Source organism: Methylosinus sp. Sm6 (genome assembly GCF_019802345.1).
Taxonomy (GTDB): Bacteria; Pseudomonadota; Alphaproteobacteria; order Rhizobiales; family Beijerinckiaceae; genus Methylosinus.
The window spans coordinates 57,398-79,503 of sequence record NZ_JAINDZ010000021.1 but is presented as its reverse complement, the minus strand read 5'-3'; the positions used below and the strand labels follow the sequence as shown (position 1 = coordinate 79,503).

Genomic DNA, 22,106 nt, shown 5'->3' with positions numbered 1-22,106 from the left:
TCCGCGCTCAAATTCCTTCGAACAGCGCCGTCGACAGATAGCGCTCGGCGAAGTCCGGGATGATCAGCACGATGTTCTTGCCCTCAGCCTCCGGCCGCGCGGCGATCTCGAGCGCGGCGGCGACCGCGGCGCCCGAGGAGATGCCAACCGGAATGCCCTCGACGCGGGCGAGCTGGCGAGCGGTCTCGAAAGCCGTCTGATTGCCGATGGTGACGACCTCGTCGATGACGCTGCGATCGAGAATCGGCGGCACGAAGCCGGCGCCGATGCCTTGAATCTTGTGCGGTCCCGGCGGACGGCCGGAGAGGATCGCCGAATCCTCGGGCTCCACGGCGACGACCTTGAGGCTCGGGCGGCGCGGCTTCAGCACCTGGCCGACGCCGGTGATGGTGCCGCCGGTGCCGACGCCGGAGATGAAATAATCGATCTCGCCATTGGTGTCGTTCCAGATCTCCTCGGCGGTGGTCAGCCGGTGAATTTCCGGATTGGCGGGATTTTCGAACTGCTGCGGGATCACGGCGCCCGGGTTCTCGGCGGCGAGTTCGCCGGCCTTGGCGACGGCGCCCTTCATGCCCTGGGCGGCCGGGGTCAGCACCAGCTCGGCGCCGAGCAGGGCGAGCACGCGCCGGCGCTCCAGCGACATCGATTCGGGCATGACCAGAATGAGCCGATAGCCGCGCGCCGCGGCCACGAAGGCGAGCGCGATGCCGGTGTTGCCCGAGGTCGGCTCGATGAGCAGGGTCTTGCCAGGAGCGATCTTGCCGCTCTTCTCCAGCGAATCGATGAGATTGACGCCGATGCGGTCCTTCACGCTGGCGAGCGGGTTGAAGAATTCCAGCTTGCCGATGAGATTGGCCTTGACGCCCTTCTCCGCGGCGAGCCGGTCGAAGCGTACGAGCGGCGTGTCGCCGATCGTCTCGGTGATCGATTGATAGATTCGCCCGCGTCCGGGCTTATGAGCGACCGCTGACTCCGACATGAAATGTGCTCCTTGGGCTGTTCCCCGTCCTTCGATCTCTGGAAGGCGACCTCGCCTTGCAAGCTTCGCGCTACTCGGCCGCCGCCTCGGCGACGCGGCGCATCCTCGGCGCGACCGTGGCCGCTTCGAGCGGCAGCGCCGTCGTCGCCTTGATGCGCTCCATGGCGAAGCGGGAGACGACGTTGCGAAGCGGCGCGATCGCGATCAGACGTTTGTAGAATTCATCGAAGGCCGCCATGTCCGGCACGACCACCCGTAGCACATAGTCGACGTCCCCCGCCATGCGATAGAACTCGACGACTTGCGGCATGGCCGCGACGGCCCGGGTGAAACGCTCGAGCCAGACGTCGGAATGCTCGCCGGCAACGACGGACACATAGACGCTGAGGCCGAGCCCCAGCTTTTCCGGCGACAGCAGCGCCACCCGGCCCTGCAGCACCCCGCTGGCCTCGAGGCGCTGGATGCGCTTCCAGCACGGCGTCTGCGACAGTCCGACACGCGCGGCGATTTCGGCGATCGAAAGTGACGCGTCTTCCTGTAGAATAGATAAGATATGGCGATCGATCGCGTCCATTGGCCCATGCCGCCCGTTCTGGTCGCGGCCCGGCCCAGCGAGGCCCGGAACCGCTCGAAGAGGAATAGTCCTATAGTCCACAAAATTAGTAAAGCATGTCAAGATCGTCCTGCGCCACGACGGAGCGGCCGGACGGCGGGCGACGCCGGCCCCGGCGCCGCGGCAGGTCGCGCGCGCGCCGATCTCCTCTCGAACCCCTCCCCAAAAAGCCGAGAAAAACTCCAGGAAGGCGTCGCGTCATGCTGACGAAGAAAGCGAAATACGGGTTGAAGGCCATGGTCTATCTCGCCGGCTTCGAGCCCGGCCGCACCGCCCTCGTCGCCGACATCGCCACGGCCAACCAGATCCCGAAGAAATTTCTCGACGCCATTCTCGGCGAGCTGCGCAACGCCGGCTTCGTTCATTCCAAGAAGGGCAAGGGCGGCGGATACACTCTGGCCCGACCGGCGGAGGAGATCCGCGTCGGCGCCGTGATCCGTGTGCTCGACGGCCCGCTCGCGCCGATCCAATGCGCCAGCCGCACGGTCTACCGCCGCTGCGACGATTGCGAGGACGAGGAGCGCTGCACGGTGCGTCTGGTGATGGTGGAGGCGCGCGACGCCATCGCCAATGTGCTGGACAATCGCACCCTCGCGCAGATGCGCGCGCTCGGAGACGGCGCGGAGCCACGCGAGGCCGCGCCGGCGCTCGGAGAGAATTGACGCGGGAAGCCGCCGCGACGGCATGGACATGCGCGCGGCGCGAACCTATAAAGCGCGCAGGCCGAGCTCATGAGCGAGCGCGGCAAAGTCGATGAGCGTCCGCGATCCGGGAGCCGGCCCGTCAGCGGACGTCCTCTCTCCAAGTCGTGTCAAAGGCGGGCTTTCGCGCGGCGGACCGGCGGCCGCAAAGCGCGAAACCGCGAGAGGCCGGCGCGACGCCGGATGGTCGATGGCCGAAGCTGCAGAGATCCCCGCAGAAACGCATTCGCACGTCGGCGCGGAGACCGCCGCTCTGCGGCAGACGATGGTCGAACGGCAGCTGCGCACTTTCGACGTGACCGATCTGCCGCTGTTGCGGCGCTTCCTCACCGTTCCGCGCGAGCTCTTCCTGCCGCATGATCTCGCCCCCCTCGCCTATTCGGACCTGCCGCTGACGCTCAAATCCGAGCAGGGCCGGCCGCTGCGCCATCTGCTGCCGCCGCTCGTCCTTGCCCGCCTGCTGCAGGAGGCGGAGATTCGCGAGAGCGACCGCGTTCTCATCATCGGCGGCGGCACATTCTATTCGGCGGCGCTGATCGCGCCGCTCGCCCGCGATGTCGTCGCTCTGGAGAGCGACGCGCGCCTCGCCGCGACCGCGCGCAGCTATCTCGGCGCGCTCGGCCTTTCGGGCGTGCGCGTCGAGCAGGGACCTCTGCCCGCGGGCGTCCCCGCGGCGGCGCCATTCGATCTCATCGTCATCGAAGGCGCGGTCGAGACCGGGCTCGACGGCCTCGAGAGGCAGCTGACGGCCAATGGCCGCCTGCTGGCCATCGCCAAGCCCGACACAGAGGCGGGATGGGCGGTGACGCGCTTCGATCGCTCGGGCGGCCAGCCCGCCGGCGCGCGCGCGCTGTTCGACGCCTCCGCGCCCGTGCTCGATGGTTTCGCGAAAGCGCCGGCGTTCGTGTTCTAAACGCCGCTCGCCGATGGTCACGGCGGGGAGCGGCGGTCGAGTTGAGGGCGTCTTTAGATGCGTCTCGTCGCCGAACGTTCGAAACAGAGCCAGCTTCTCCTGCCGCGATTCATCGGCGCCGGATTGCTCGCCGCGCTGGCATTGTCCGGGCCGGCGCAGGCGGAAACATTGAAGTCGGCGCTCGCTCGCGCCTATCACGCCAATCCCGATCTCCAGCAGCAGCGCGCCAATGTTCGCGCGCGCGATGAAGACGCGCCCAAGGCGGCGGCCGGCCTGCGCCCGCGCGCCAGCATCACCGCCAGCGCGGGACCACAATTCTCCAGCATCAAAATTCCCGCCGGCCGCAATGCGCTGACCGGCGATCGCGCGCATTTCTACGACGAATATACCGGCTATCCGCGCGGGGCGGCGCTCAACCTCTCGCAGACTTTGTTCGACGGCGACCGCACCGGCGCCGCCGTGCGGCAGGCCATGGCGGGAATCGACGCGGCCCGCGCCTCGCTGCGGCTCACCGAGCAGACGATTCTGCAGAATGGCGCGACCGCTTATATGAATGTGCTGCGCGACACGGCCGTGCTCGACCTGCGCAAAAACAATATTGCGGTTCTCGCGCAGCAGCTGCGGATGACGCGCGACCGCTACGAGGTCGGCGAGGTCACGCGCACCGATGTCGCGCAGGCGGAGGCGACGCTCGCCCAGGCGCGCACGGAATTCTATGGCGCGCAGGCGCAATTGAAGACCACCGTCGCCACCTACCGGCAGATCATCGGCGCCGAGCCGAAGAATTTGCAGCCGGCGCGGGCCGTCGATTCGCTGCTGCCGAAATCGCTGGATCAGGCGATCGCCGTCGCGCTCGTCGAGCATCCGGGCGTCGTCGCCGCGCTGCATCAGGCCGATTCCGCCGAACATGCGGTGAAAGCGGCGGAAGGCGCTCTCGCCCCGACCCTCTCGGTCGGCGCGCAGGTCACACAGCAATATGATTCGTATCTCGGCTCGCCGGCGACGCGGCAGTTCTCCGCCTCCGCCACCGGCCAGCTCAATGTGCCGATCTATCAAGGCGGCGCGGAATACGCCTCGATTCGCCAGGCGAAGGAGCAATTGGGGCAGGCGCGCTTCAACGCCGATCTGCAGCGCGACAGCGTGCGGGCCAGCGTCGTGTCGAGCTATGGCCAGCTCGACACCGCCAAAGCCTCGATCGTCTCGAGCGAGGCGGCGGTGAAGGCGGCGGCAATCGCTCTGCAGGGGGTGCGCGAGGAGGCGCGGGTCGGCCAGCGCACGACGCTCGACGTGCTCAATGCGCAATATGCGCTGCTCAATGCGCGCGTCGCGCTGATCGGCGCGCAACGGGACCGCGTCGTCGCCTCTTACGCGGCGCTCGGCGCGATCGGGCGCCTGTCCGCGACCATGCTCGCGCTCGATGTCGCGACCTATGATCCGCGCGCGCATTTCGAATCGGTGAAAGACCGATGGATCGGCGTCGACGCGAGCGATGGCCGCTGAGCTCGCGCGCGCGGACGCCATTTCTACCCAAGAGCGAAAAAAGCATGTGATTAAGTCGGCTCCGCACAATCACGTGGTTTTACCACTGTGCAGAATTGTCCGATGATGCCTTGCGTCGCCGGGTGACAGCGCGACGGGAGCGCGTGGCCTGGGGCCTTTTCGTCCCCCCGCGACGACACGAGAAGCACGACATCCATGAGCGCAATGAACGCTTCGATCAATCCGACCTCGCTCGACGCCGAGCGCCGGTCGCACGAGCCGTCGATGGAAGAGATCCTGGCGTCGATTCGGCGCATCATCGCCGATGACGACGCTCTGCCCGTCATTCGTCGGGAGAGGGAGCGGCGCGCGGCGGCCGAAGCGCCGAAGCAGGCGGAGCCGCGCGTCGCGCCTCCTGTCTCGGCGCCCGAGGCGCGTCGGCCGGCCGCTCCGGCGATCGCGCCCGAGCCTCACCGCCCCTCCGTCGTCTCCCTCGCGCCGATCGTGCAGGCGGAGGCCGCCCCTGCGCCGATCGTGGAGGCGCAAAGCGGGGCGGAGACTGAAGATTTCTGGCTGCGCGGCCGCCCGGCCGAGGAGCTGGAGGCGGACGAGGCGGACGAGCAGAGCGACGAGCAGAGCCGGTGGGCGATCGACGCCGAAGACGATGCGCACACGCCGGAGGACGACGAAACCGCCAATGAGCTGCACGACGCCGGACAGCCCGAGCCGACGGTCGAGGCCGCGCTGCCGCAGCAGGCGCAGGAGGACGAAGCGGCGGACGACCTCGTCTCGTCCGACGCGGCCAATTCGATCGCCACGCATTTCCAGGCTCTGGCGGCCAGCATCGTGATCAGCGAATCGGATCTCATCGAGCGCTATGCGCGCGATCTCCTGCGTCCGCTGCTGAAGCAATGGCTGGATGATAATCTCCCCCATATCGTCGAGCGGCTGGTGCGCGCCGAGATCGAGCGCGTCGCCCGCGGGCGTCGGTGACGAGACAGAGGCCCGCTCGCACGAACGAGCTTTTCGGCGAGTTGCGTGATTCAGCTGATTTGGGCGAGCCTCTCAGGCTCGCTCTCGAGCGGCTACAAATTCGTCGACGCAAGCCACTTGAAAAGTGGTGTTTCGCGCGCGGGATGCAACGGTCCCGCGCGCCGGCAAATCGCATCGGCCGCGCGGATCCACTCGCATGAAGATTTTTCTCGCCGCTCTCGTGTTTCTCCTGCCCTTCGCCGCGCAATCGGCGTCGGCGCGGGAAGGCGGCTTCGTTGCGGCCGAACAAGCCGATCCTTATCGCCATCTGCCGACGCCGCCGGCGCCGAGCTCGCCCTCCAATGATGCGGAGCTCGCCGAGCTGCATCGCATCGAATCGGCGCGCTCGGAAGCGGATGTCGCCAAGGCGAAAGCCGACGCCGACGACAAGACCGTCTTTCTGTTCAGGAACGTCTTCGGCGACAAATTCGCCAAGGAGAACCTGCCGGCGCTCGACGCTCTCGGCGCGAAGGTCGCCCGCGACGAGAACGAGGCGATCGAGGAGACCAAGAAGGAATTCCACCGCCGGCGTCCCTATAATTCCGACGAGACGCTGCATCCCGTCTGCCGGACCACGGATAAGGACGATTCCTATCCGAGCGGCCACGCCACGCTCGGCTATGTGCTGGCGCTGACGCTGATCGACATCGTCCCGGAGCGGCGCGACGCCATTCTAGCGCGTGCGGACGATTATGCGCGCAGCCGGCTGATCTGCGGCGTCCATTATCCGAGCGATGTCGCCGCCGGACGCCTCACCGCTTATGCGATTCATGCCGTCATTGCGCTCAATGCGCGCTATCGTGAGGAGGCCGCCGCTGCGAGGGCGGAGCTGCGTCGCGCGCTGGGAACGGCGCGCGCGGATTGACGAAGCGCGTCGCTCGACCGAGCGAGCCTGAAGGATCGCCCGCTTCCTCGAAGCATCGGGACGCGACATGTCGCGCCCCGGCTGGATCAGTAATGGATCAGTAATAGGGCCGATAGTGCCGGATGCAGACGCGGTTGCCGTAATCGTCCCAGCCCCAGCGCGCGCAGCGCGGCGGCGGAGGCGGAGGCGGCGGATAATAGGCCGGCTCGGGTGTCGTGGCGGCGCCGACCACGGCGCCGGTCGCCGCGCCGAGGGCGGCGCCCGCCAGCGTGCCGCCGGCGCGTCCGCCGGAGGCCGCCGCGCCGATCGCCGCTCCGCCGGCGCCGCCGAGCAGCGCGCCGCCCGCAGCGCGCTCGCTTGGCGTGTTGCAAGCCGACAGCGACAGCGCCGAGCCCAGCGCCGCCGCCACGATGAGAATATGTTTCATGAAGCGTCTCTCCCTTCCGACCAGCCCGCGCACTCACGCCCGCGCCACCGATGGCGCGCCGGGCGGCGAAGCCGAATCACTCGCCGCCGCGACGGCTACGGTCGAGACAAGCGACGCAAATCGGCGGAAAAATGGCGCGAGGCCGCGCCGATTGTCGGAGCGGCGGGTTACCGAAAAGTGGACGATCAGAGCAATGCGCGCAAGCTCTCTCTTCATCGTGCTGAGCGTCGTGGCCACTGGCCCCGCTCGAGCAGCCGAGTCCTTCACATGGGTCCAATATGCCGCGGGCGGCCTGCAGGCGCGCGCCGCGACGCAGGCGGAAGCCTGCCCCGCCGCCGAGATCGACGGCGCGCCGGCGATCATGACGCCGCGCGCGCGCCCAGATAAAGACTTTCCGATCCTCGTCTGCGCGCTCGACCTGCCGCGCGGCGCCGCGAGCGCGTCGATAGATGGCCGCAGGCTCCCCATGCCCCCGGCGCGCGTGGATCGGCTCTACGTCATCGGCGATACGGGCTGCCGGCTGAAAGGCCTCTATTGGCAGGACTGCAATTCGCCGGAGGGTTGGCCCTTCCACCGAATCGCCGAGACAGCGGCGTCGCGCGCCCCCGACCTCGTGCTGCATGTCGGCGATTATTATTATCGCGAGAGCGCCTGTCCGCCGCTGCGCGGCTCCTGCGCGGGCTCGCCGCATGGCGACAATTGGGAGAGCTGGAAGGCGGATTTCTTCGATCCCGCCGCCCCGCTCCTCGCCGCCGCGCCCTTTGTCTTCGTGCGCGGCAATCATGAGAATTGCGACCGCGGCCGGCGCGGCTGGGGACGGCTGCTGTCGCCCCTCCCGTTCGACGGCGACGCCTGCGCGATCCGCGAGCCGAGCTATTCCGTCGAGCTCGGCGGCCCGACGCTCGTCGTGATGGATGTCACAGCGGCGGAGGATCGCGCCGTCGACCCCGCGCTGGCGCCCGTTTTCGCGGAGGAGCTCGCGGCGGCGCTGACGGCGCCGGGGCCGGTCTGGTATGCCTTTCACAAGCCGATCTATTCGACCATTCGCGTGACGGCGGGCATGAGCGTCGGCGACAACAAGACTTTAGGCGAAGCGGCGCGCACAGGCCTGCCCGCCAATGTTCAGGCGATCCTCTCCGGGCACCTGCACACATTTCAAGTGGCGAGCTATACGCAAGATTTTCCCGCTCAGATCGTCGCCGGCCATAGCGGCGATGCGATGGACTTGTTCGTGCCGGCGAATTTCGACGGGCTGAAGATCGACCGCGTCACGGTGGAGAAGGGACGCAGCGTCGGCGGCGTGTTCGGCTTCGTTGCGCTCGAGCGGACGGAGCCGAACTGGCGTGTCACCGATTTCGACGCCGAGGGCAAGCCGCGGCTGCGCTGCCTCTTGCGCGGCCGCAAGCTCGATTGCGATTGAAACGACCGCTCCTCGCCCTCAGCAGCCCGCGCCTTTCCGCGGCGCTCAGCTTTCGGCCGTTCCGGACGAGCGAAAGCGGAGGCTAGTGGCGTGATTCAGGCGATTTGAAGGGGCTAAAAAAAAGCGAGCCTGAAACTCGCGGTTCAGGGGCAGCGCTTGGACCGCGAGCCTTCAGGCTCGCCCTGTCAAACCGGCGGAATCACACCACTAGAGCGCTTTCCGATCGAACGGACTCGTTCGATCGATCAGAATTCGCTCAAACTAAAGAATGCTAGAGCATTATCCGATCCATTCGGATCGGATAATGCTCTAGCCGACAGCCTTGCGGTCGCCGCTCGAGAGCGCCGCGTCGATGGCCGAGCTGACCACATCGACCGGCTTCATGCCGTCGACCTGCTTCAACTCGCCCTTGTCCGCATAATAATGCGAGACCGGAGCGGTTTGACAGCGGTAGGCGTCGAGCCTTGTCTTGAACGCTTGTGGATTGTCGTCGGCGCGGACAGAGCCGCCGTTCGCGATCGTTTCGGCGACGCGCTTCTGCATCCGCGCCAGCAGCGCGTTCTCGTCGACCGAGAGCTCGATCACGGCGTCGAGCCGCTGGCCCTCGCTCTGCAGCAGATCGTCGAGCGCGCGCGCCTGCGCGACCGTGCGCGGAAAGCCGTCGAGAATGAAGCCGCGTGCGGCGTCCTTCTCTCTGATGCGCTGCCCGATGATGCCGACGACGACCTCATCCGGCACCAGCGCGCCGCTGTCCATGATCTCCTTGGCCTGGAGACCGATGGGTGTCCGCGCCTCGACGGCGGCGCGCAGCATGTCGCCGGTCGAGAGCTGCGGGATGGCATATTTGGCGACGAGCCGGGCCGATTGCGTTCCCTTGCCCGCGCCGGGGGGGCCGAGGAGCACCAGCCTCATTTGCGTCGCCCGCGCAGCTTGGTCTTACGGATCAGACCCTCATATTGATGGGCCTGCAGATGGCCATGGATCTGCGCGACCGTGTCCATGGTCACGCTCACCACGATCAACAGCGAGGTGCCGCCGAAATAGAAGGGAAGATTCGCGTAGGAGATCAGCATTTCCGGCAGCAGACAAATCACAGCGAGATAGGCGGCGCCGAGCACGGTGATGCGCATCAGCACATCGTCGATGAACTTCGCGGTGCGCTCGCCCGGACGAATGCCCGGGATGAAGCCGCCGTGCTTCTTCAGATTGTCCGCCGTCTCCGTCGGATTGAAGACGATGGCCGTATAGAAGAAGGCGAAGAACACGATCAGCGCCACATAGGACAGCATATAGAGCGGCCGGCCATGCCCGAAATAGGCCGAGATGGTCGCAAAAATATTATCCGTGCCCTGCGTCTGATAGAAATTGGCGATCGTCGTCGGCAGCAGCAGCAGCGATGAGGCGAAGATCGGCGGAATGACGCCCGACGTGTTCAGCTTCAGCGGTAGGAATGACGTCTGCCCCTCATAGACCCGATTGCCGTGCTGGCGTTTGGGGTAGGTGATGAGCAGCCGCCGTTGCGCCCGCTCCATATAGACGATGAAGGCGATGACGAAGAAGGACATCGCCAGCACGCCGAGGATGATTCCGGTCGAGATGGCGCCCTGGCGGCCGAGCTCGAGCGTGCTCAGGATCGCCGCCGGGAAGGCGGCGACGATGCCGGCGAAGATGATCAGCGACGAGCCATTGCCGATGCCGCGCGAGGTGATCTGCTCGCCGAGCCACATCAGGAACATGGTGCCGCCGACGAGGGTGCAGACCGTGGTCAGGCGGAAGAACAGGCCGGGCTCGGTGACGACGCCCTGCTGCCCCTCGAGGCCGATCGCCATTCCATAGGCCTGGAAGGTGGCGAGCACGACGGTGAGATAGCGGGTGTATTGATTGAGGACCTTGCGGCCCTGCTCGCCCTCCTTCTTCACCTGCTCGAGCGTCGGAATCACCGTCGTCAGCAGCTGAATGATGATGGAGGCGGAGATATAGGGCATGATGTTCAACGCGAAGATCGCGCTGCGCTGGACGGCGCCGCCGGCGAACATGTTGAACAGCTCGAGCACGCCCTTGGACTGGCCGAAGAAGCTCTTGGCGAACGCATCGGGATCGATGCCGGGCAGCGGAATATAGGTGCCGAGTCGATAGACGATCAGCGCGCCGAGCGTGAACCAGATGCGTTTCTTGAGCTCATCCGCCTTGCCGAAGGCGGAGAAATTGACGTTGGCCGCGAGCTGTTCGGCTGCCGATGCCATGTGCGGGGCTCCCTGTCGCGCGCCGCGCGTTTCTTTGAGCGTCGAAGCACCGCAGCGCTACGCCACGACGCCGCGCTTCGTTCTGTCCCGGCGTTTTGGCCGGACCCGGCGCATTATTATCGGACGAAAGCGGCGAAAAAAACGATTGCGCGTTTTGTCCCCGGGTCGTCCCGGCGACTCCGTATCACGACGGAGCGGCGGGCCGCCAGTTTTTTGGCGAAGCTCCGCCGCCTTCCGGGCGGGGCGGGGCGGCATGGCCGCCCGCCTCGACCCGATTTGGTTCAGGCCGACGGAGCCTCGGCCGCGTCGGCGAGGAGCTTGACCGTGCCGCCCGCGGCCTCGATCGCCGCAACAGCGCCTTTCGACGCCGCCGCGACCTCGAAGGCGAGCTTCGCCTCGAGCTTGCCATTGCCGAGGATCTTCACGCCGTCGCGCGCCTTGGCGACGACGCCGGCGACGATCAGCGCCTCGACCGTGACCGGCTGGGCGGCGTCGAGCTTGCCAGCCTCGACCGCCTGCTGAATGCGCCCGAGATTGACCTCGTTGTAATCCGTCGGGAACGGATTATGGAAGCCGCGCTTGGGCAGGCGGCGATGCAGAGGCATCTGGCCGCCTTCGAAACCCTTCACGGCGACGCCCGTGCGGGCCTTCTGGCCCTTGACGCCGCGTCCGCAGGTCTTGCCCTTGCCGGAGCCGATGCCACGGCCGACGCGCATGCGGTTCTTGCCGGCGCCGGAATTGTCGGAGAGTTCGTTGAGCTTCATGTCCGAGCCCTCACTTCTCGTCGACGATTTTGACGAGATGCGCCACCTTGGCGATCATCCCGCGCACGGCGGGCGTGTCCTCGAGCGCGCGGCGGCGGCCGATGCGCGTCAGGCCGAGGCCGAGCAGCGTTCTATGCTGGCGGTCCGGCCGGCCGATGGCGCTGCCGGTCTGCTCCACGGTGATCTTCTTGTCGGTCATAGCTGGCGCTCCCCTCAGGCGTCGACAGCCTCGGCCTCGGCGCCCTGGCGGCGCGCCTGCAGGGCCGAAACCTTGAGAGAACGGCGCGCGGCGACCGAGCGCGGCGAATCCTCACGCTCCAGCGCGTCGAAGGTCGCGCGGATCATGTTGTAGGGATTGGACGAGCCCTGGCTCTTGGCGACGACGTCATGCACGCCGAGCGTCTCGAACACGGCGCGCATCGGGCCGCCGGCGATGATGCCGGTGCCGGGAGGCGCCGCGCGCAGCACGACGCGGCCCGCGCCATGGCGGCCGTTGACGTCGTGATGCAGGGTGCGGCCCTCGCGCAGCGGCACGCGGATCAGCGAGCGCTTGGCGGCTTCCGTCGCCTTGCGGATCGCTTCCGGCACCTCGCGCGCCTTGCCATGGCCGAAACCGACGCGCCCCTTCTGATCGCCGACGACGACGAGAGCGGCGAAGCCGAAGCGCCGTCCGCCCTTCACCACCTTGGCGACGCGATTGATGTGGACCAGACGGTCCACGAATTCACTGTCGCGATCATCCCGATCACGGTCGCGGCCGCGGCCGCCTTCTGGTTCACGCGCCATTTTTTCTTCCGTCACTTACGCGGCAGGATCGCCGCTCGCTTGGGGTTCGTCCCTCTCCCGCCTGTGGGAGAGGGTGGACTCGCGAAGCGAGGTCGGGTGAGGGTCTCATCGTCCCTCGCCCGGCCGGACGCTGCGGCCCTCATCCGTCGCGCCACCGCTCGTCGAAAGACGGGCGTCTTACAGACCGCCAGCGGCGCCGCGCCTTCTCCCGCCGGGCGGGAGAAGGAATTAAAACTGCAGGCCGCCCTCGCGGGCGCCCTCGGCCAGCGCCTGCACGCGGCCGTGATAGATATACGCGCCGCGATCGAACACCACCTCGGTGATGCCCTTGGCGATGGCGCGCTCGGCGATCTGCTTGCCGACGATATGCGCCGCTTCCCGGTTCGCGCCGGTCGCGAGGCTCTCGCGATTGGCCTTCTCCAGCGTCGAGGCCGAGACCAGCGTCTCGCCCTTCTCGTCGTCGATGATCTGCGCGTAGATCTGCTCCGAGGAGCGGAACACCGACAGCCGCGGACGGCCATAGGCGCGCTCGCGGATGCTGCGGCGGACCCGCGCCTTGCGGCGCTCTTCGAGTTTGACATCCCTTGCCATGGCGGGGACCCTTACTTCTTCTTGCCTTCCTTGCGGAAGATGAATTCGCCGGCATATTTGACGCCCTTGCCCTTATAGGGCTCGGGGCCGCGCAGCGAGCGGATTTCAGCGGCGACCTGTCCCACCTGGCGCTTGTCGATGCCGGAGATGGCGATCTCGGTCGGCTTCGGCGTCACGATGTTGATGCCGGCCGGAATCGGATAGTTCACGTCGTGCGAATAGCCGAGCGCGAGCTGCAGATTCTTGCCTTGGACCGCGGCGCGATAGCCGACGCCGTTGATCTCGAGCTTCTTCTCGAAACCGCTCGTCACGCCGATGACGAGATTGTTCACCTGCGCGCGCGAGGTGCCCCACAGAGCGCGGGCGCGCTTCGTCTGCGAGCGCGGATCGACCTTGATCGCATTGCCTTCCTGAGCGACTGCGACATCGTCCGGCACGCGGAACTGCAGCTCGCCCTTCGCGCCCTTGACCTGCACGAGCTGGCCGTCGACCTTGGCGGTGACGCCGGCCGGCACGATGACAGGCTTCTTGCCGATACGAGACATGGTTAATTCCTATTCTCGATCGCTGGAGCGAAGGTCAGAAGACCTTCGCCAGCACCTCGCCGCCGACATTGTTCTCGCGGGCCTTGTGATCGGCCATGACGCCCTTGGGCGTCGACACGATGGTGATGCCGAGGCCGTTGGCGACGCGCGGAGTCTTGTCGACGCCCGCATAGACGCGCCGGCCCGGACGCGAGACGCGCTCGATCTGCCGGATGACCGGCTCGCCGTCGTAATATTTCAGCTCGACCTCGAACTCGGTGCGGCCATTGCCGAAATCCGTGGTCGTATAGCCGCGGATGTAGCCCTCTTCCTTGAGCACGTCGAGCACATGGCCGCGCAGGCGCGACCCCGGCGTCGAAACCTTGTCCTTGCGGCGCATCTGCGCATTGCGGATGCGGGTGAGCAGATCGCCCAACGGATCGCTGATCGACATGAGCGCTCTCCCTTACCAGCTGGACTTCACGAGACCCGGGATGAGCCCCCGCGAGCCGAGCTCGCGCAAAGCGACGCGCGAGAGCTTCAGCTTGCGATAGAACGCGCGCGGACGGCCCGACACCTCGCAGCGGTTGCGGATGCGGATCGCGGCCGAGTTGCGCGGCAGCTCGGCCAGCTTGAGGCGCGCCTCGAAGCGCTCCTCCGCCGTCAGGGCCTCGTCATTGGCCTTGGCCTTGAGCCGCTCCCTGCGGCCGGCATAGGCCTTGGCGAGCTTCGCCCTGCGCTTGTTGGTCTCGATCGAACTCTTCTTGGCCATTTTCTCGCCTTCGGTTTCCGCGTTTGAGATCTAGAGTCTCACTGCCGGAACGGGAAATTGAACGCGCGCAGCAGAGCGCGCGCTTCGTCGTCGGTCTTCGCCGTCGTCACGACGATGACGTCCATGCCGAGGATCGACTCCGCCTTGTCGTAATCGATCTCCGGGAACACGATGTGCTCCTTGATGCCGAGCGCAAACGAGCCGCGGCCGTCGAAGGACTTCGGGTTGAGCCCGCGGAAGTCGCGAACGCGCGGCAGCGCGATCGTGATCAGGCGGTCGAGGAACTCGTACATGCGAGTCTTGCGCAGCGTCACCTTGGCGCCGATCGGCATGTTCTCGCGCACCTTGAAGGTCGAGATCGCCTTGCGCGCCCGCGTCACCACCGGCTTCTGGCCGGCGATGAGGCCGAGATCGGCAGCCGCGGACGTCACCTTCTTGGTGTCGTTGACCGCCTCGCCGACGCCCATGTTGAGCACGATCTTCTCGATCGTCGGCACCTCGAAGGGGTTCTTGTATCCGAACTCCTCGGTGAGCTTCGCCCGCACCACTTCGTCATAGTGCTTTTTCATGCGCGGCGTATAGGGTCCCTCGGGCAGAGCGGCCTTCGCAGCGGAAGACGATTCGGCGTGCGCGGCCTCGGGGGCGCCCTTCGCCTTGCCGGCCTTGCCCTCGCCCTTCGGAGCCTTGGCGGCCTTCGGCTTCTTTTCCTCAGCCATCGATCTGTTCTCCGGAACGCTTGGCGAATCGGACCTTGCGGCCGTCATCGAGAATCTTGAATCCGACGCGCGTCGGCTGGCCGTCCTTGGGATCGGCGATCGCGAGGTTGGAGAGGTCGATCGGCGCCGTCTTGGTGACGATGCCGGCCTCTTGCGTCCGCGTCTGGCGCTGATGGCGCTTGACGAGATTGACGCCCTCCACCACGGCTCGGCCTTCCGTCGGCAGCACCTGCAGCACCTGGCCCGAGCGGCCCTTGTCGCGGCCGGTGAGAACGACGACCTTGTCGCCCTTCTTGATTTTCGCGGCCATTACAGCACCTCCGGCGCGAGCGAGATGATCTTCATGTGGTTCTTGGCGCGCAATTCGCGCGGCACCGGTCCGAAGATACGGGTGCCGATCGGCTCCTTCTGATTGTTGATCAGAACGGCGGCATTGGAATCGAAGCGGATCACCGAGCCGTCGGCCCGCTTGATGTCCTTGGCGGTGCGCACGACCACCGCCTTCAGCACATCGCCCTTCTTGACGCGGCCGCGCGGAATCGCCTCCTTGATCGAGACGACGATGATGTCGCCGACCCCGGCGTATTTGCGCTTCGAGCCGCCCAGCACCTTGATGCACATGACGCGGCGGGCGCCCGAATTATCGGCGACATCGAGATTTGTCTGCATCTGTATCATGGCTCGTCCCGCCTCTTGTCCCGGTCTGGTTTCGGTCGCCCGACTTCGACCGGGAAAACCAATTCACCAATCTGCTACGCGGCGTCAGGCCTTGCCGACGACGCCGATGACCTTCCAGCGCTTCAGCCGCGAGATCGGCGCCGTTTCTTCGATCGCCACCTCGTCGCCCACCTTGAACTGACGCTCTTCGTCATGAGCGTGATAGTTCTTGGTGCGCCGCACGGTCTTCTTGAACAGCGGATGGGTGAAGCGGCGCTCCACCTTCACCACCACAGTCTTTTCCTGCTTGTCGCTGACGACGACGCCCTGGAGAATTCGCTTCGGCATTGCGCCCTCTCAACTCAGCTTTTCAGCGCGCTTCTGCGCGGCGATGGTCTTGGCGCGGGCGATGTCGCGGCGAACGACCCGCACGCGCGCGGTATTCTCGAGCTGTCCCGTCGCCCGCTGGAAGCGCAGATTGAACTGCTCCTTCTTCAGCTTCAGGATCTCGTCGTTCAGCTGATCCTCGGACTGCGCGTGAAGATCGGAAACGCGTTGCTTGCTCGTGCTCATCTCAAACAGCCCTCACTCGGCGATGCGCTCGATGAAGCGCGTCTTGATCGGCAGCTTGGCGGCCGCGAGCGTCAGAGCTTCGCGGGCGAGCTGTCCGGAGACGCCGTCGATCTCGAACATGATGCGGCCCGGCGCGACGCGCACGGCCCAGAGCTCCGGCGCGCCCTTGCCTTTACCCATGCGCACTTCGGTCGGCTTCTTCGACACCGGCACGTCCGGGAAGATGCGGATCCACACGCGTCCGGCGCGCTTCATGTGGCGCGTCATGGCGCGGCGAGCCGCCTCGATCTGGCGCGCCGTCACGCGCTCGGGCTCCATCGCCTTCAGGCCGAACTGGCCGAAGTTCAGCGCGAAGCCGCCTTTGGCGTTCCCGCGAATGCGGCCTTTGAAGGCCTTACGGAATCTGGTGCGCTTGGGTTGCAGCATGATTCAAGACTCTCGAAATTAGGCCGCGTCGCGCGGCTCGCGCGGCTCGCGGCGGCGACGCTCGCCATGATGTTCGCGCTCTCCGCCGCCCGCAGCCTGCTCGGCGAGACGCTTGTCCTGCGCCATCGGATCATGCTCGAGGATCTCGCCCTTGAAGATCCACACCTTGATTCCGCAGGCGCCATAAGCGGTGTGCGCGGTGGCGACGCCATAATCGACATCGGCGCGCAGCGTGTGCAGCGGCACCCGGCCTTCACGATACCATTCGAGACGGGCGATCTCCGCGCCGCCGAGACGGCCCGAGCAGTTGATGCGGATGCCCTGCGCGCCGAGGCGCATCGCCGACTGCACGGCGCGCTTCATCGCGCGGCGGAAGGCGACGCGGCGCTCGAGCTGCTGCGCGATCGAATCGGCGACCAGCGTCGCCTCGACCTCGGGCTTGCGCACCTCGACGATGTTGATGACGACCTCGCTGCCGGTCAGCTTGCCGACCAGCTTGCGGATCTTGTCGATGTCCGCGCCCTTCTTGCCGATCACCACGCCCGGGCGGGCGGAATGAATCGTCACGCGGCACTTCTTGTGCGGGCGCTCGATGACGATGCGCGACACCGCCGCCTGCTTCAAATTCTTCGCCACCGCCGCGCGGATCGCCAGATCCTCGTGCAGCAGCTTGGCGTATTCGCCCTTGCTGGCGAACCAGCGCGAATCCCATGTGCGGTTGACGCCGAGGCGCAGACCGATCGGATTGACCTTCTGACCCATCAGTTGCTCCTTTAGGCTTTCGCCGGCGCTTCGACTTCGCGGACGATGATCGTCAGATTCGCGAAGGGCTTCTCGATGCGGCTCGACCGTCCGCGCGCCCTTGCGGCGAAGCGCTTCATGACGAGCGACTTGCCGACGAAGGCCTGAGCGACGATGAGATCGTCGACGTCGAGGCCGTGATTGTTCTCGGCGTTGGCGATCGCGCTCTCCAGGGTCTTCTTGACCTCATGCGCGATGCGCTTCCTCGAGAACTCGAGATCCGCCAGCGCGCGATCGACCTTCTTGCCCCGAATGAGCTGGGCGAGAAGGTTGAGCTTCTGCGGGGAGACGCGCAGCGTGTTGGCGACGGCTTTCGCCTCGTTATCGGCCAGCGCGCGCGGGTTGCTCGGCTTGGACATGGTCGATCAGCCCCTCTTCGACTTCTTGTCCGCGGCGTGGCCGTGGAAGGTCCGCGTCGGGGAGAACTCGCCGAACTTGTGGCCGATCATATCCTCGCTGACATTCACGGGAATATGCTTGTGGCCGTTGTGGACGCCGAAGGTCAGCCCCACGAACTGCGGCAGGATGGTGGAGCGACGGCTCCAGATCTTGATGATCTCGTTGCGTCCCGACGCGCGCACGGTCTCCGCCTTCTTCAGCAGATAGCCGTCGACGAACGGGCCTTTCCAGATAGAGCGAGCCATGGATCAGCCCTTCTTCTTCTTGGCGTGCCGCGAGGACACGATGAACTGGTCGGTCTGCTTGTTGGAGCGGGTCTTCTTGCCCTTGGTCGGCTTGCCCCAGGGCGTGACCGGGTGACGGCCGCCCGAGGTGCGGCCCTCGCCGCCGCCATGCGGATGGTCGACCGGGTTCATGGTGACGCCGCGATTGTGCGGACGACGGCCGAGCCAGCGATTGCGTCCCGCCTTGCCGAGCGAGATGTTCATGTGATCGGGATTCGACACCGCGCCGATGGTCGCGAAGCATTGGCCATGAACGAGGCGCTGCTCGCCCGAATTGAGGCGAAGGATCACATAACCCTGGTCGCGACCGGCGATCTGCGCATAATTGCCGGCCGAGCGCGCGATCGCCCCGCCTTTGCCGATCTTCATTTCGACATTATGGACGATCGTGCCGACCGGGATATTGCCGATCGGCATCGCGTTGCCGGGCTTCACATCGACTTGATTGCCCGAGATCACCTGGTCGCCGGCCGAGAGCCGCTGCGGCGCGAGAATATAGGAGAGCTCGCCGTCCGTATAGCGAATGAGCGCGATGAAGGCGGTGCGGTTCGGATCATACTCGATCCGCTCCACCTTGGCGGCGACATCGAGCTTGCGACGCTTGAAGTCGACGAGGCGATAGGCCTGCTTGTGGCCGCCGCCGCGGAACCGCACCGTCACGCGGCCGTTATTGTTGCGGCCGCCTTTCGAGCTTTGCCCCTCGGTCAGCGTCTTGACCGGCTTGCCCTTGTAGAGATCGCTGCGGTCGACGATGACGAGCTGGCGAAGGCTCGGCGTGACCGGCTTGAATGTCTTCAGCGCCATGGTTCTTGTCCTCGAGCCTGCCTTTTAAAGTCCCGTCGTCACGTCGATCTTATGGCCTTCGGCCAGCGTGACGACCGCTTTCTTCACCGTCGACTGCCGGCCGCGCACGCCCTTGAAGGCGCGCAGCTTGCCCTTGCGCAGCAGCGTGTTGACCGCATCGACCTTCACGTCGAACAGCCCCTCGACCGCCGCCTTGATCTGCGGCTTGGTCGCGGTGCGCGCGACATTGAAGACCACCTTGTTCTGCTCCGAGGCGATCGTCGCCTTCTCGGTGATGACCGGAGAGACGATCACGTCGTAATGGCGCGGATCCTTGCTCATTTCAGGCGCGCCTCCAGCGCATCGATCGCGGCGCGCGTGAGCACCAGCTTCTCGCGGCGCAGAATGTCATAGACATTGACGCCGGTGACCGGCAGCACGTCGATCTTCGGCAGGTTGCGGGCGGCGAGCGCGAAATTCACCTGCGGCTCGGCGCCGTCGATGATGAGAGCGCTGGTCAGCCCGGTCTTGTCGAAGCCGGCTTTCAGAATCTTCGTCTTCGGCGCGTCGAGCGACGCAGTCTCCCAGACGATGATCGCGCCGTCCTTGGCTTTCGCCGAGAGCGCGTGCTTCAGCGCGAGGGCGCGCACCTTCTTGGGAAGGTCGTGCTCATGGCTGCGCACCACCGGCCCGAAGGCGCGGCCGCCGCCGATGAACTGCGGCACGCGGCGCGAGCCGTGGCGGGCGCCGCCCGTGCCCTTCTGCTTATACATCTTCTTGCCGGTGCGGGCGATGTCCGCGCGGTTCTTCACCGCATGGGTGCCCGCCCGCCGCTTGGCGAGCTGCCAGCGGATCATGCGGAAGATGAGATCCGTCCGCGGCTCGAGACCGAAAATCTCGTCCGCGAGCTCGATCGAGCCGGCCTCCTGGCCGTCGTACGACGTGACGCCGATCTGCACGGCTCAGTCCTCCTTGCTATCGTCTTGCGCGGCGGCGGCTTCGCCGAGGCGATATTTGCCCGGCTGCGGCGCCTCCGCCGGCAGCGCGCGCTTCACGGCGTCGCGCACGAAAATCCAGCCGCCGGCATGGCCGGGCACGGAGCCCTCGACCAGCAGCAGGCCGCGCTCGACATCGGTCTGCACCACGCGCAAATTCTGCGTGGTCACGCGATCGACGCCCATATGACCGGCCATTTTCTTGTTCTTGAAGGTCTTGCCGGGGTCCTGACGGCCGCCGGTCGAACCATGCGAACGATGCGAGACCGAGACGCCGTGCGTCGCGCGCAAGCCGCCGAAGTTCCAGCGCTTCATCGCGCCGGCGAAGCCCTTGCCCATCGAGGAGCCGGTCACGTCGACGAATTGGCCGACGACGAAATGATCGGCGGTGATCTCGGCGCCGACCGGCAGCAGCTCCGACTCCTCGACGCGGAACTCGGCGAGCTTCAGCTTCGGCTCGACCTTGGCGACGGCGAAACGGCCGCGCTCGGCCTTGGAGACGTTCTTCACCTTGGCGCGGCCGATGCCGAGCTGCACGGCGGTGTAGCCGTTCTGCTCCTTGGTGCGATGCGCGACGACTTGACAGCCGTCGAGCTTCAGCACCGTGACCGGCACATGCTCGCCCGCCTCGGTGAAAACGCGGGTCATTCCGACCTTTTGCGCGATGACGCCAGACCGCATGATCTCTTCCTTCGCAAGGCGCATCGCTCTTCGATGCGAGAGGCGCCCGGTTTATTTTTAAAGCTTGATCTCGACGTCGACGCCCGCGGCGAGATCGAGCTTCATCAGCGCGTCCACCGTCTGCGGCGTCGGATCGACGATATCGAGCACGCGCTTATGCGTCCTGATCTCGAACTGCTCGCGCGATTTCTTGTCGATATGCGGCGAGCGGTTCACCGTGAACTTCTCGATCTTGGTCGGCAGCGGAATCGGCCCTCGCACCTGCGCGCCGGTGCGCTTGGCGGTGGAGACGATCTCTTTCGTCGACGTGTCGAGAATCCGGTGATCGAACGCCTTGAGGCGAATCCGGATGTTCTGTCCGTTCATCAGCGTCTTCCTCTTGGACCGCGGGCCGCGCGGCTCGCTTCGGACCGCGAGCCTCGAGGGCTCGCGATCCCGCTTCGTGAATGCGAGCCAGAGAGCTCGCGGTCCAAATCCCTGTTACTCGATGATCGAGGCGACGACGCCGGCGCCGACGGTGCGGCCGCCTTCGCGGATGGCGAAGCGCAGCTTCTCCTCCATGGCGATCGGCACGATGAGGTTCACTTCCATCGCGATATTGTCGCCCGGCATCACCATCTCGACGCCTTCGGGAAGCGTCACGATGCCGGTCACATCCGTCGTGCGGAAGTAGAACTGCGGACGGTAGTTGGTGAAGAACGGCGTGTGGCGGCCGCCCTCCTCCTTGGTCAGGATATAGGCCTCGGCCTTGAACTTGGTGTGCGGCTTCACCGAGCCGGGCTTGGCCAGAACCTGGCCGCGCTCCACGTCCTCGCGCTTGGTGCCGCGCAGCAGCGCGCCGATATTGTCGCCCGCCTCACCCTGATCGAGCAGCTTGCGGAACATTTCGACGCCGGTCACCGTCGTCTTCACCGTCGGGCGAATGCCGACGATCTCGACTTCCTCGCCGACCTTGACCACGCCGCGCTCCACGCGGCCGGTCACCACCGTGCCGCGGCCCGAGATCGAGAACACGTCCTCGACCGGCATCAGGAACGGCTGATCCTTCGGACGCTCCGGCTGCGGAATATAATCGTCCACCGCCTGCATCAGCTTCAGGATCGCGTCATGGCCGAGCTCGGGATTCTTGTTCTCGAGAGCGCACAGCGCCGAACCCTTGATGATCGGAATATCGTCGCCGGGGAACTCGTATTTCGACAGCAGCTCGCGCACCTCGAGCTCGACGAGCTCCAGCAGCTCCGGATCGTCGACCATGTCGACCTTGTTCAGGAACACCACCAGCGCCGGAACGCCGACCTGGCGGGCGAGCAGGATGTGCTCGCGCGTCTGCGGCATCGGGCCGTCGGCGGCCGACACCACCAGAATGCCGCCGTCCATCTGCGCGGCGCCGGTGATCATGTTCTTCACATAGTCGGCGTGGCCGGGGCAGTCGACATGCGCGTAATGGCGGTTCTGCGTCTCATATTCGACATGCGCCGTCGAGATGGTGATGCCGCGCGCGCGCTCCTCGGGGGCCTTGTCGATCTGGTCATAGGCCGTGAAGGTCGCGCCGCCCGTCTCGGCCAGAACCTTGGTGATCGCCGCCGTCAGCGACGTCTTGCCATGGTCGACGTGTCCGATCGTGCCGATGTTGCAATGCGGCTTCGTGCGTGAGAACTTTTCCTTGGCCATGGCCACACTCC

At 66.1% G+C, this 22,106-nt stretch carries 33 protein-coding genes; 6 read left to right on the top strand and 27 right to left on the bottom strand.

The features are described from left to right. Positions 1 to 7 precede the first annotated feature (7 nt). Positions 8 to 979 (bottom strand): cysteine synthase A, encoded by a 972-nt coding sequence (gene cysK, locus K3F48_RS14865; protein WP_222576211.1) that lies wholly within the window; start codon positions 977 to 979, stop codon positions 8 to 10. 70 nt (positions 980 to 1,049) lie between these two features. Then, a complete protein-coding gene (locus tag K3F48_RS14860) occupies positions 1,050 to 1,553 on the bottom strand; it encodes an Lrp/AsnC family transcriptional regulator (protein WP_222576210.1) in 504 nt (167 codons plus the stop codon). Positions 1,554 to 1,792: 239 nt separating this feature from the next. Here K3F48_RS14860 and K3F48_RS14855 point away from each other — a divergent pair, with 239 nt between their 5' ends. The 5 genes from K3F48_RS14855 (at position 1,793) to K3F48_RS14835 (ending at position 6,582) form a co-directional block, all read left to right on the top strand. Then, a complete protein-coding gene (locus tag K3F48_RS14855) occupies positions 1,793 to 2,254 on the top strand; it encodes an Rrf2 family transcriptional regulator (RefSeq protein ID WP_222576209.1) in 462 nt (153 codons plus the stop codon). A 229-nt stretch (positions 2,255 to 2,483) separates the two neighbouring features. Next, entirely contained in the window at positions 2,484 to 3,206 is a 723-nt protein-coding gene (locus K3F48_RS14850) for a protein-L-isoaspartate O-methyltransferase (RefSeq protein WP_222576208.1), read from the top strand. Between the two features lie 57 nt (positions 3,207 to 3,263). After that, the gene (locus K3F48_RS14845) at positions 3,264 to 4,706 is read left to right on the top strand and encodes a TolC family outer membrane protein (RefSeq protein ID WP_222576207.1); all 1,443 of its coding nucleotides are present in this window, start codon (positions 3,264 to 3,266) and stop codon (positions 4,704 to 4,706) included. 195 nt (positions 4,707 to 4,901) lie between these two features. Then, positions 4,902 to 5,678 carry a PopZ family protein gene (locus K3F48_RS14840; RefSeq protein ID WP_222576206.1) on the top strand — a complete coding sequence of 259 codons (777 nt, stop codon included), beginning with the start codon at positions 4,902 to 4,904 and terminating at the stop codon, positions 5,676 to 5,678. A gap of 196 nt (positions 5,679 to 5,874) precedes the next feature. Then, a complete protein-coding gene (locus K3F48_RS14835) occupies positions 5,875 to 6,582 on the top strand; it encodes a phosphatase PAP2 family protein (RefSeq protein ID WP_222576205.1) in 708 nt (235 codons plus the stop codon). 97 nt (positions 6,583 to 6,679) lie between these two features. Here the strand turns inward: K3F48_RS14835 and K3F48_RS14830 are convergent, their stop codons facing one another. Continuing rightward, positions 6,680 to 7,009, bottom strand: a complete 330-nt coding sequence (locus K3F48_RS14830) for a hypothetical protein (protein ID WP_222576204.1) — start codon at positions 7,007 to 7,009, stop codon at positions 6,680 to 6,682. Between the two features lie 193 nt (positions 7,010 to 7,202). Here K3F48_RS14830 and K3F48_RS14825 point away from each other — a divergent pair, with 193 nt between their 5' ends. Then, on the top strand, positions 7,203 to 8,429 hold the full coding sequence (locus tag K3F48_RS14825; RefSeq protein ID WP_255609104.1) for a metallophosphoesterase: 1,227 nt from the start codon (positions 7,203 to 7,205) through the stop codon (positions 8,427 to 8,429). A 309-nt stretch (positions 8,430 to 8,738) separates the two neighbouring features. Here K3F48_RS14825 and K3F48_RS14820 read toward each other — a convergent pair whose 3' ends face one another. The 24 genes from K3F48_RS14820 to tuf all read right to left on the bottom strand — a co-directional run bounded on the left by K3F48_RS14820 (position 8,739) and on the right by tuf (position 22,095). After that, positions 8,739 to 9,341 (bottom strand): adenylate kinase, encoded by a 603-nt coding sequence (locus tag K3F48_RS14820; protein WP_222576203.1) that lies wholly within the window; start codon positions 9,339 to 9,341, stop codon positions 8,739 to 8,741. Further along, positions 9,338 to 10,672, bottom strand: coding sequence for a preprotein translocase subunit SecY (gene secY / locus K3F48_RS14815; RefSeq protein WP_222576202.1), 1,335 nt, complete (start codon positions 10,670 to 10,672; stop codon positions 9,338 to 9,340). Before secY ends, K3F48_RS14820 begins: the two co-directional genes overlap by 4 nt. A 281-nt stretch (positions 10,673 to 10,953) precedes the next feature. Next, positions 10,954 to 11,436, bottom strand: coding sequence for a 50S ribosomal protein L15 (gene rplO, locus K3F48_RS14810; RefSeq protein ID WP_222576201.1), 483 nt, complete (start codon positions 11,434 to 11,436; stop codon positions 10,954 to 10,956). Between the two features lie 10 nt (positions 11,437 to 11,446). After that, positions 11,447 to 11,635 carry a 50S ribosomal protein L30 gene (rpmD, locus tag K3F48_RS14805; protein ID WP_222576200.1) on the bottom strand — a complete coding sequence of 63 codons (189 nt, stop codon included), beginning with the start codon at positions 11,633 to 11,635 and terminating at the stop codon, positions 11,447 to 11,449. A gap of 14 nt (positions 11,636 to 11,649) precedes the next feature. Continuing rightward, a complete protein-coding gene (gene rpsE / locus K3F48_RS14800) occupies positions 11,650 to 12,222 on the bottom strand; it encodes a 30S ribosomal protein S5 (protein WP_222576199.1) in 573 nt (190 codons plus the stop codon). Between the two features lie 228 nt (positions 12,223 to 12,450). Beyond that, the gene (rplR, locus tag K3F48_RS14795; RefSeq protein ID WP_222576198.1) at positions 12,451 to 12,813 is read right to left on the bottom strand and encodes a 50S ribosomal protein L18; all 363 of its coding nucleotides are present in this window, start codon (positions 12,811 to 12,813) and stop codon (positions 12,451 to 12,453) included. 11 nt (positions 12,814 to 12,824) lie between these two features. Continuing rightward, complete coding sequence (gene rplF / locus K3F48_RS14790) at positions 12,825 to 13,358, bottom strand: 50S ribosomal protein L6 (RefSeq protein WP_222576197.1); 534 nt, start codon at positions 13,356 to 13,358, stop codon at positions 12,825 to 12,827. Positions 13,359 to 13,392: 34 nt separating this feature from the next. Next, the gene (rpsH, locus tag K3F48_RS14785; protein WP_222576196.1) at positions 13,393 to 13,791 is read right to left on the bottom strand and encodes a 30S ribosomal protein S8; all 399 of its coding nucleotides are present in this window, start codon (positions 13,789 to 13,791) and stop codon (positions 13,393 to 13,395) included. A 12-nt stretch (positions 13,792 to 13,803) separates the two neighbouring features. Next, on the bottom strand, positions 13,804 to 14,109 hold the full coding sequence (rpsN, locus tag K3F48_RS14780; protein ID WP_003613528.1) for a 30S ribosomal protein S14: 306 nt from the start codon (positions 14,107 to 14,109) through the stop codon (positions 13,804 to 13,806). Between the two features lie 38 nt (positions 14,110 to 14,147). Beyond that, the gene (gene rplE, locus K3F48_RS14775; RefSeq protein ID WP_255609099.1) at positions 14,148 to 14,825 is read right to left on the bottom strand and encodes a 50S ribosomal protein L5; all 678 of its coding nucleotides are present in this window, start codon (positions 14,823 to 14,825) and stop codon (positions 14,148 to 14,150) included. Next, complete coding sequence (gene rplX, locus K3F48_RS14770; protein ID WP_222576195.1) at positions 14,818 to 15,135, bottom strand: 50S ribosomal protein L24; 318 nt, start codon at positions 15,133 to 15,135, stop codon at positions 14,818 to 14,820. Before rplX ends, rplE begins: the two co-directional genes overlap by 8 nt. Further along, complete coding sequence (gene rplN, locus K3F48_RS14765) at positions 15,135 to 15,503, bottom strand: 50S ribosomal protein L14 (protein WP_018266630.1); 369 nt, start codon at positions 15,501 to 15,503, stop codon at positions 15,135 to 15,137. Before rplN ends, rplX begins: the two co-directional genes overlap by 1 nt. Before the next feature lie 84 nt (positions 15,504 to 15,587). After that, complete coding sequence (rpsQ, locus tag K3F48_RS14760; protein ID WP_222576194.1) at positions 15,588 to 15,830, bottom strand: 30S ribosomal protein S17; 243 nt, start codon at positions 15,828 to 15,830, stop codon at positions 15,588 to 15,590. A 9-nt stretch (positions 15,831 to 15,839) separates the two neighbouring features. Then, on the bottom strand, positions 15,840 to 16,055 hold the full coding sequence (gene rpmC / locus K3F48_RS14755) for a 50S ribosomal protein L29 (protein WP_222576193.1): 216 nt from the start codon (positions 16,053 to 16,055) through the stop codon (positions 15,840 to 15,842). A 12-nt stretch (positions 16,056 to 16,067) separates the two neighbouring features. After that, positions 16,068 to 16,481 carry a 50S ribosomal protein L16 gene (gene rplP, locus K3F48_RS14750; protein WP_222576192.1) on the bottom strand — a complete coding sequence of 138 codons (414 nt, stop codon included), beginning with the start codon at positions 16,479 to 16,481 and terminating at the stop codon, positions 16,068 to 16,070. A gap of 18 nt (positions 16,482 to 16,499) precedes the next feature. Continuing rightward, on the bottom strand, positions 16,500 to 17,243 hold the full coding sequence (rpsC, locus tag K3F48_RS14745) for a 30S ribosomal protein S3 (protein WP_222576191.1): 744 nt from the start codon (positions 17,241 to 17,243) through the stop codon (positions 16,500 to 16,502). A gap of 11 nt (positions 17,244 to 17,254) precedes the next feature. Next, positions 17,255 to 17,641 (bottom strand): 50S ribosomal protein L22, encoded by a 387-nt coding sequence (rplV, locus tag K3F48_RS14740; RefSeq protein ID WP_222576190.1) that lies wholly within the window; start codon positions 17,639 to 17,641, stop codon positions 17,255 to 17,257. Positions 17,642 to 17,647: 6 nt separating this feature from the next. Next, positions 17,648 to 17,926: a 30S ribosomal protein S19 gene (gene rpsS, locus K3F48_RS14735; RefSeq protein WP_222576189.1), complete on the bottom strand. Its 279-nt coding sequence runs from the start codon at positions 17,924 to 17,926 to the stop codon at positions 17,648 to 17,650. A 3-nt stretch (positions 17,927 to 17,929) separates the two neighbouring features. Next, on the bottom strand, positions 17,930 to 18,769 hold the full coding sequence (rplB, locus tag K3F48_RS14730) for a 50S ribosomal protein L2 (protein ID WP_222576188.1): 840 nt from the start codon (positions 18,767 to 18,769) through the stop codon (positions 17,930 to 17,932). 24 nt (positions 18,770 to 18,793) lie between these two features. Beyond that, entirely contained in the window at positions 18,794 to 19,090 is a 297-nt protein-coding gene (locus K3F48_RS14725) for a 50S ribosomal protein L23 (RefSeq protein ID WP_222576187.1), read from the bottom strand. Then, positions 19,087 to 19,707 carry a 50S ribosomal protein L4 gene (gene rplD, locus K3F48_RS14720; RefSeq protein WP_222576186.1) on the bottom strand — a complete coding sequence of 207 codons (621 nt, stop codon included), beginning with the start codon at positions 19,705 to 19,707 and terminating at the stop codon, positions 19,087 to 19,089. The genes K3F48_RS14725 and rplD overlap by 4 nt, the downstream gene beginning before the upstream one ends. 3 nt (positions 19,708 to 19,710) lie before the next feature. After that, complete coding sequence (rplC, locus tag K3F48_RS14715; RefSeq protein ID WP_222576185.1) at positions 19,711 to 20,424, bottom strand: 50S ribosomal protein L3; 714 nt, start codon at positions 20,422 to 20,424, stop codon at positions 19,711 to 19,713. Between the two features lie 57 nt (positions 20,425 to 20,481). Next, positions 20,482 to 20,790: a 30S ribosomal protein S10 gene (rpsJ, locus tag K3F48_RS14710; protein WP_003613511.1), complete on the bottom strand. Its 309-nt coding sequence runs from the start codon at positions 20,788 to 20,790 to the stop codon at positions 20,482 to 20,484. Positions 20,791 to 20,904: 114 nt separating this feature from the next. After that, positions 20,905 to 22,095 (bottom strand): elongation factor Tu, encoded by a 1,191-nt coding sequence (tuf, locus tag K3F48_RS14705; protein WP_222574929.1) that lies wholly within the window; start codon positions 22,093 to 22,095, stop codon positions 20,905 to 20,907. Between the last annotated feature and the right edge of the window lie 11 nt (positions 22,096 to 22,106).

Bases quoted from the DNA above. Each gene is read 5' to 3' on its own strand.
- cysK (WP_222576211.1), bottom strand. From the start codon at position 979: ATGTCGGAGTCAGCGGTCGCTCATAAGCCCGGACGCGGGCGAATCTAT.
- K3F48_RS14860 (WP_222576210.1), bottom strand. From the start codon at position 1,553: ATGGACGCGATCGATCGCCATATCTTATCTATTCTACAGGAAGACGCG.
- K3F48_RS14855 (WP_222576209.1), top strand. From the start codon at position 1,793: ATGCTGACGAAGAAAGCGAAATACGGGTTGAAGGCCATGGTCTATCTC.
- K3F48_RS14850 (WP_222576208.1), top strand. From the start codon at position 2,484: ATGGCCGAAGCTGCAGAGATCCCCGCAGAAACGCATTCGCACGTCGGC.
- K3F48_RS14845 (WP_222576207.1), top strand. From the start codon at position 3,264: ATGCGTCTCGTCGCCGAACGTTCGAAACAGAGCCAGCTTCTCCTGCCG.
- K3F48_RS14840 (WP_222576206.1), top strand. From the start codon at position 4,902: ATGAGCGCAATGAACGCTTCGATCAATCCGACCTCGCTCGACGCCGAG.
- K3F48_RS14835 (WP_222576205.1), top strand. From the start codon at position 5,875: ATGAAGATTTTTCTCGCCGCTCTCGTGTTTCTCCTGCCCTTCGCCGCG.
- K3F48_RS14830 (WP_222576204.1), bottom strand. From the start codon at position 7,009: ATGAAACATATTCTCATCGTGGCGGCGGCGCTGGGCTCGGCGCTGTCG.
- K3F48_RS14825 (WP_255609104.1), top strand. From the start codon at position 7,203: ATGCGCGCAAGCTCTCTCTTCATCGTGCTGAGCGTCGTGGCCACTGGC.
- K3F48_RS14820 (WP_222576203.1), bottom strand. From the start codon at position 9,341: ATGAGGCTGGTGCTCCTCGGCCCCCCCGGCGCGGGCAAGGGAACGCAA.
- secY (WP_222576202.1), bottom strand. From the start codon at position 10,672: ATGGCATCGGCAGCCGAACAGCTCGCGGCCAACGTCAATTTCTCCGCC.
- rplO (WP_222576201.1), bottom strand. From the start codon at position 11,436: ATGAAGCTCAACGAACTCTCCGACAATTCCGGCGCCGGCAAGAACCGC.
- rpmD (WP_222576200.1), bottom strand. From the start codon at position 11,635: ATGACCGACAAGAAGATCACCGTGGAGCAGACCGGCAGCGCCATCGGC.
- rpsE (WP_222576199.1), bottom strand. From the start codon at position 12,222: ATGGCGCGTGAACCAGAAGGCGGCCGCGGCCGCGACCGTGATCGGGAT.
- rplR (WP_222576198.1), bottom strand. From the start codon at position 12,813: ATGGCAAGGGATGTCAAACTCGAAGAGCGCCGCAAGGCGCGGGTCCGC.
- rplF (WP_222576197.1), bottom strand. From the start codon at position 13,358: ATGTCTCGTATCGGCAAGAAGCCTGTCATCGTGCCGGCCGGCGTCACC.
- rpsH (WP_222576196.1), bottom strand. From the start codon at position 13,791: ATGTCGATCAGCGATCCGTTGGGCGATCTGCTCACCCGCATCCGCAAT.
- rpsN (WP_003613528.1), bottom strand. From the start codon at position 14,109: ATGGCCAAGAAGAGTTCGATCGAGACCAACAAGCGCAGGGCGAAGCTC.
- rplE (WP_255609099.1), bottom strand. From the start codon at position 14,825: ATGGCTGAGGAAAAGAAGCCGAAGGCCGCCAAGGCTCCGAAGGGCGAG.
- rplX (WP_222576195.1), bottom strand. From the start codon at position 15,135: ATGGCCGCGAAAATCAAGAAGGGCGACAAGGTCGTCGTTCTCACCGGC.
- rplN (WP_018266630.1), bottom strand. From the start codon at position 15,503: ATGATACAGATGCAGACAAATCTCGATGTCGCCGATAATTCGGGCGCC.
- rpsQ (WP_222576194.1), bottom strand. From the start codon at position 15,830: ATGCCGAAGCGAATTCTCCAGGGCGTCGTCGTCAGCGACAAGCAGGAA.
- rpmC (WP_222576193.1), bottom strand. From the start codon at position 16,055: ATGAGCACGAGCAAGCAACGCGTTTCCGATCTTCACGCGCAGTCCGAG.
- rplP (WP_222576192.1), bottom strand. From the start codon at position 16,481: ATGCTGCAACCCAAGCGCACCAGATTCCGTAAGGCCTTCAAAGGCCGC.
- rpsC (WP_222576191.1), bottom strand. From the start codon at position 17,243: ATGGGTCAGAAGGTCAATCCGATCGGTCTGCGCCTCGGCGTCAACCGC.
- rplV (WP_222576190.1), bottom strand. From the start codon at position 17,641: ATGTCCAAGCCGAGCAACCCGCGCGCGCTGGCCGATAACGAGGCGAAA.
- rpsS (WP_222576189.1), bottom strand. From the start codon at position 17,926: ATGGCTCGCTCTATCTGGAAAGGCCCGTTCGTCGACGGCTATCTGCTG.
- rplB (WP_222576188.1), bottom strand. From the start codon at position 18,769: ATGGCGCTGAAGACATTCAAGCCGGTCACGCCGAGCCTTCGCCAGCTC.
- K3F48_RS14725 (WP_222576187.1), bottom strand. From the start codon at position 19,090: ATGAGCAAGGATCCGCGCCATTACGACGTGATCGTCTCTCCGGTCATC.
- rplC (WP_222576185.1), bottom strand. From the start codon at position 20,424: ATGCGGTCTGGCGTCATCGCGCAAAAGGTCGGAATGACCCGCGTTTTC.
- rpsJ (WP_003613511.1), bottom strand. From the start codon at position 20,790: ATGAACGGACAGAACATCCGGATTCGCCTCAAGGCGTTCGATCACCGG.
- tuf (WP_222574929.1), bottom strand. From the start codon at position 22,095: ATGGCCAAGGAAAAGTTCTCACGCACGAAGCCGCATTGCAACATCGGC.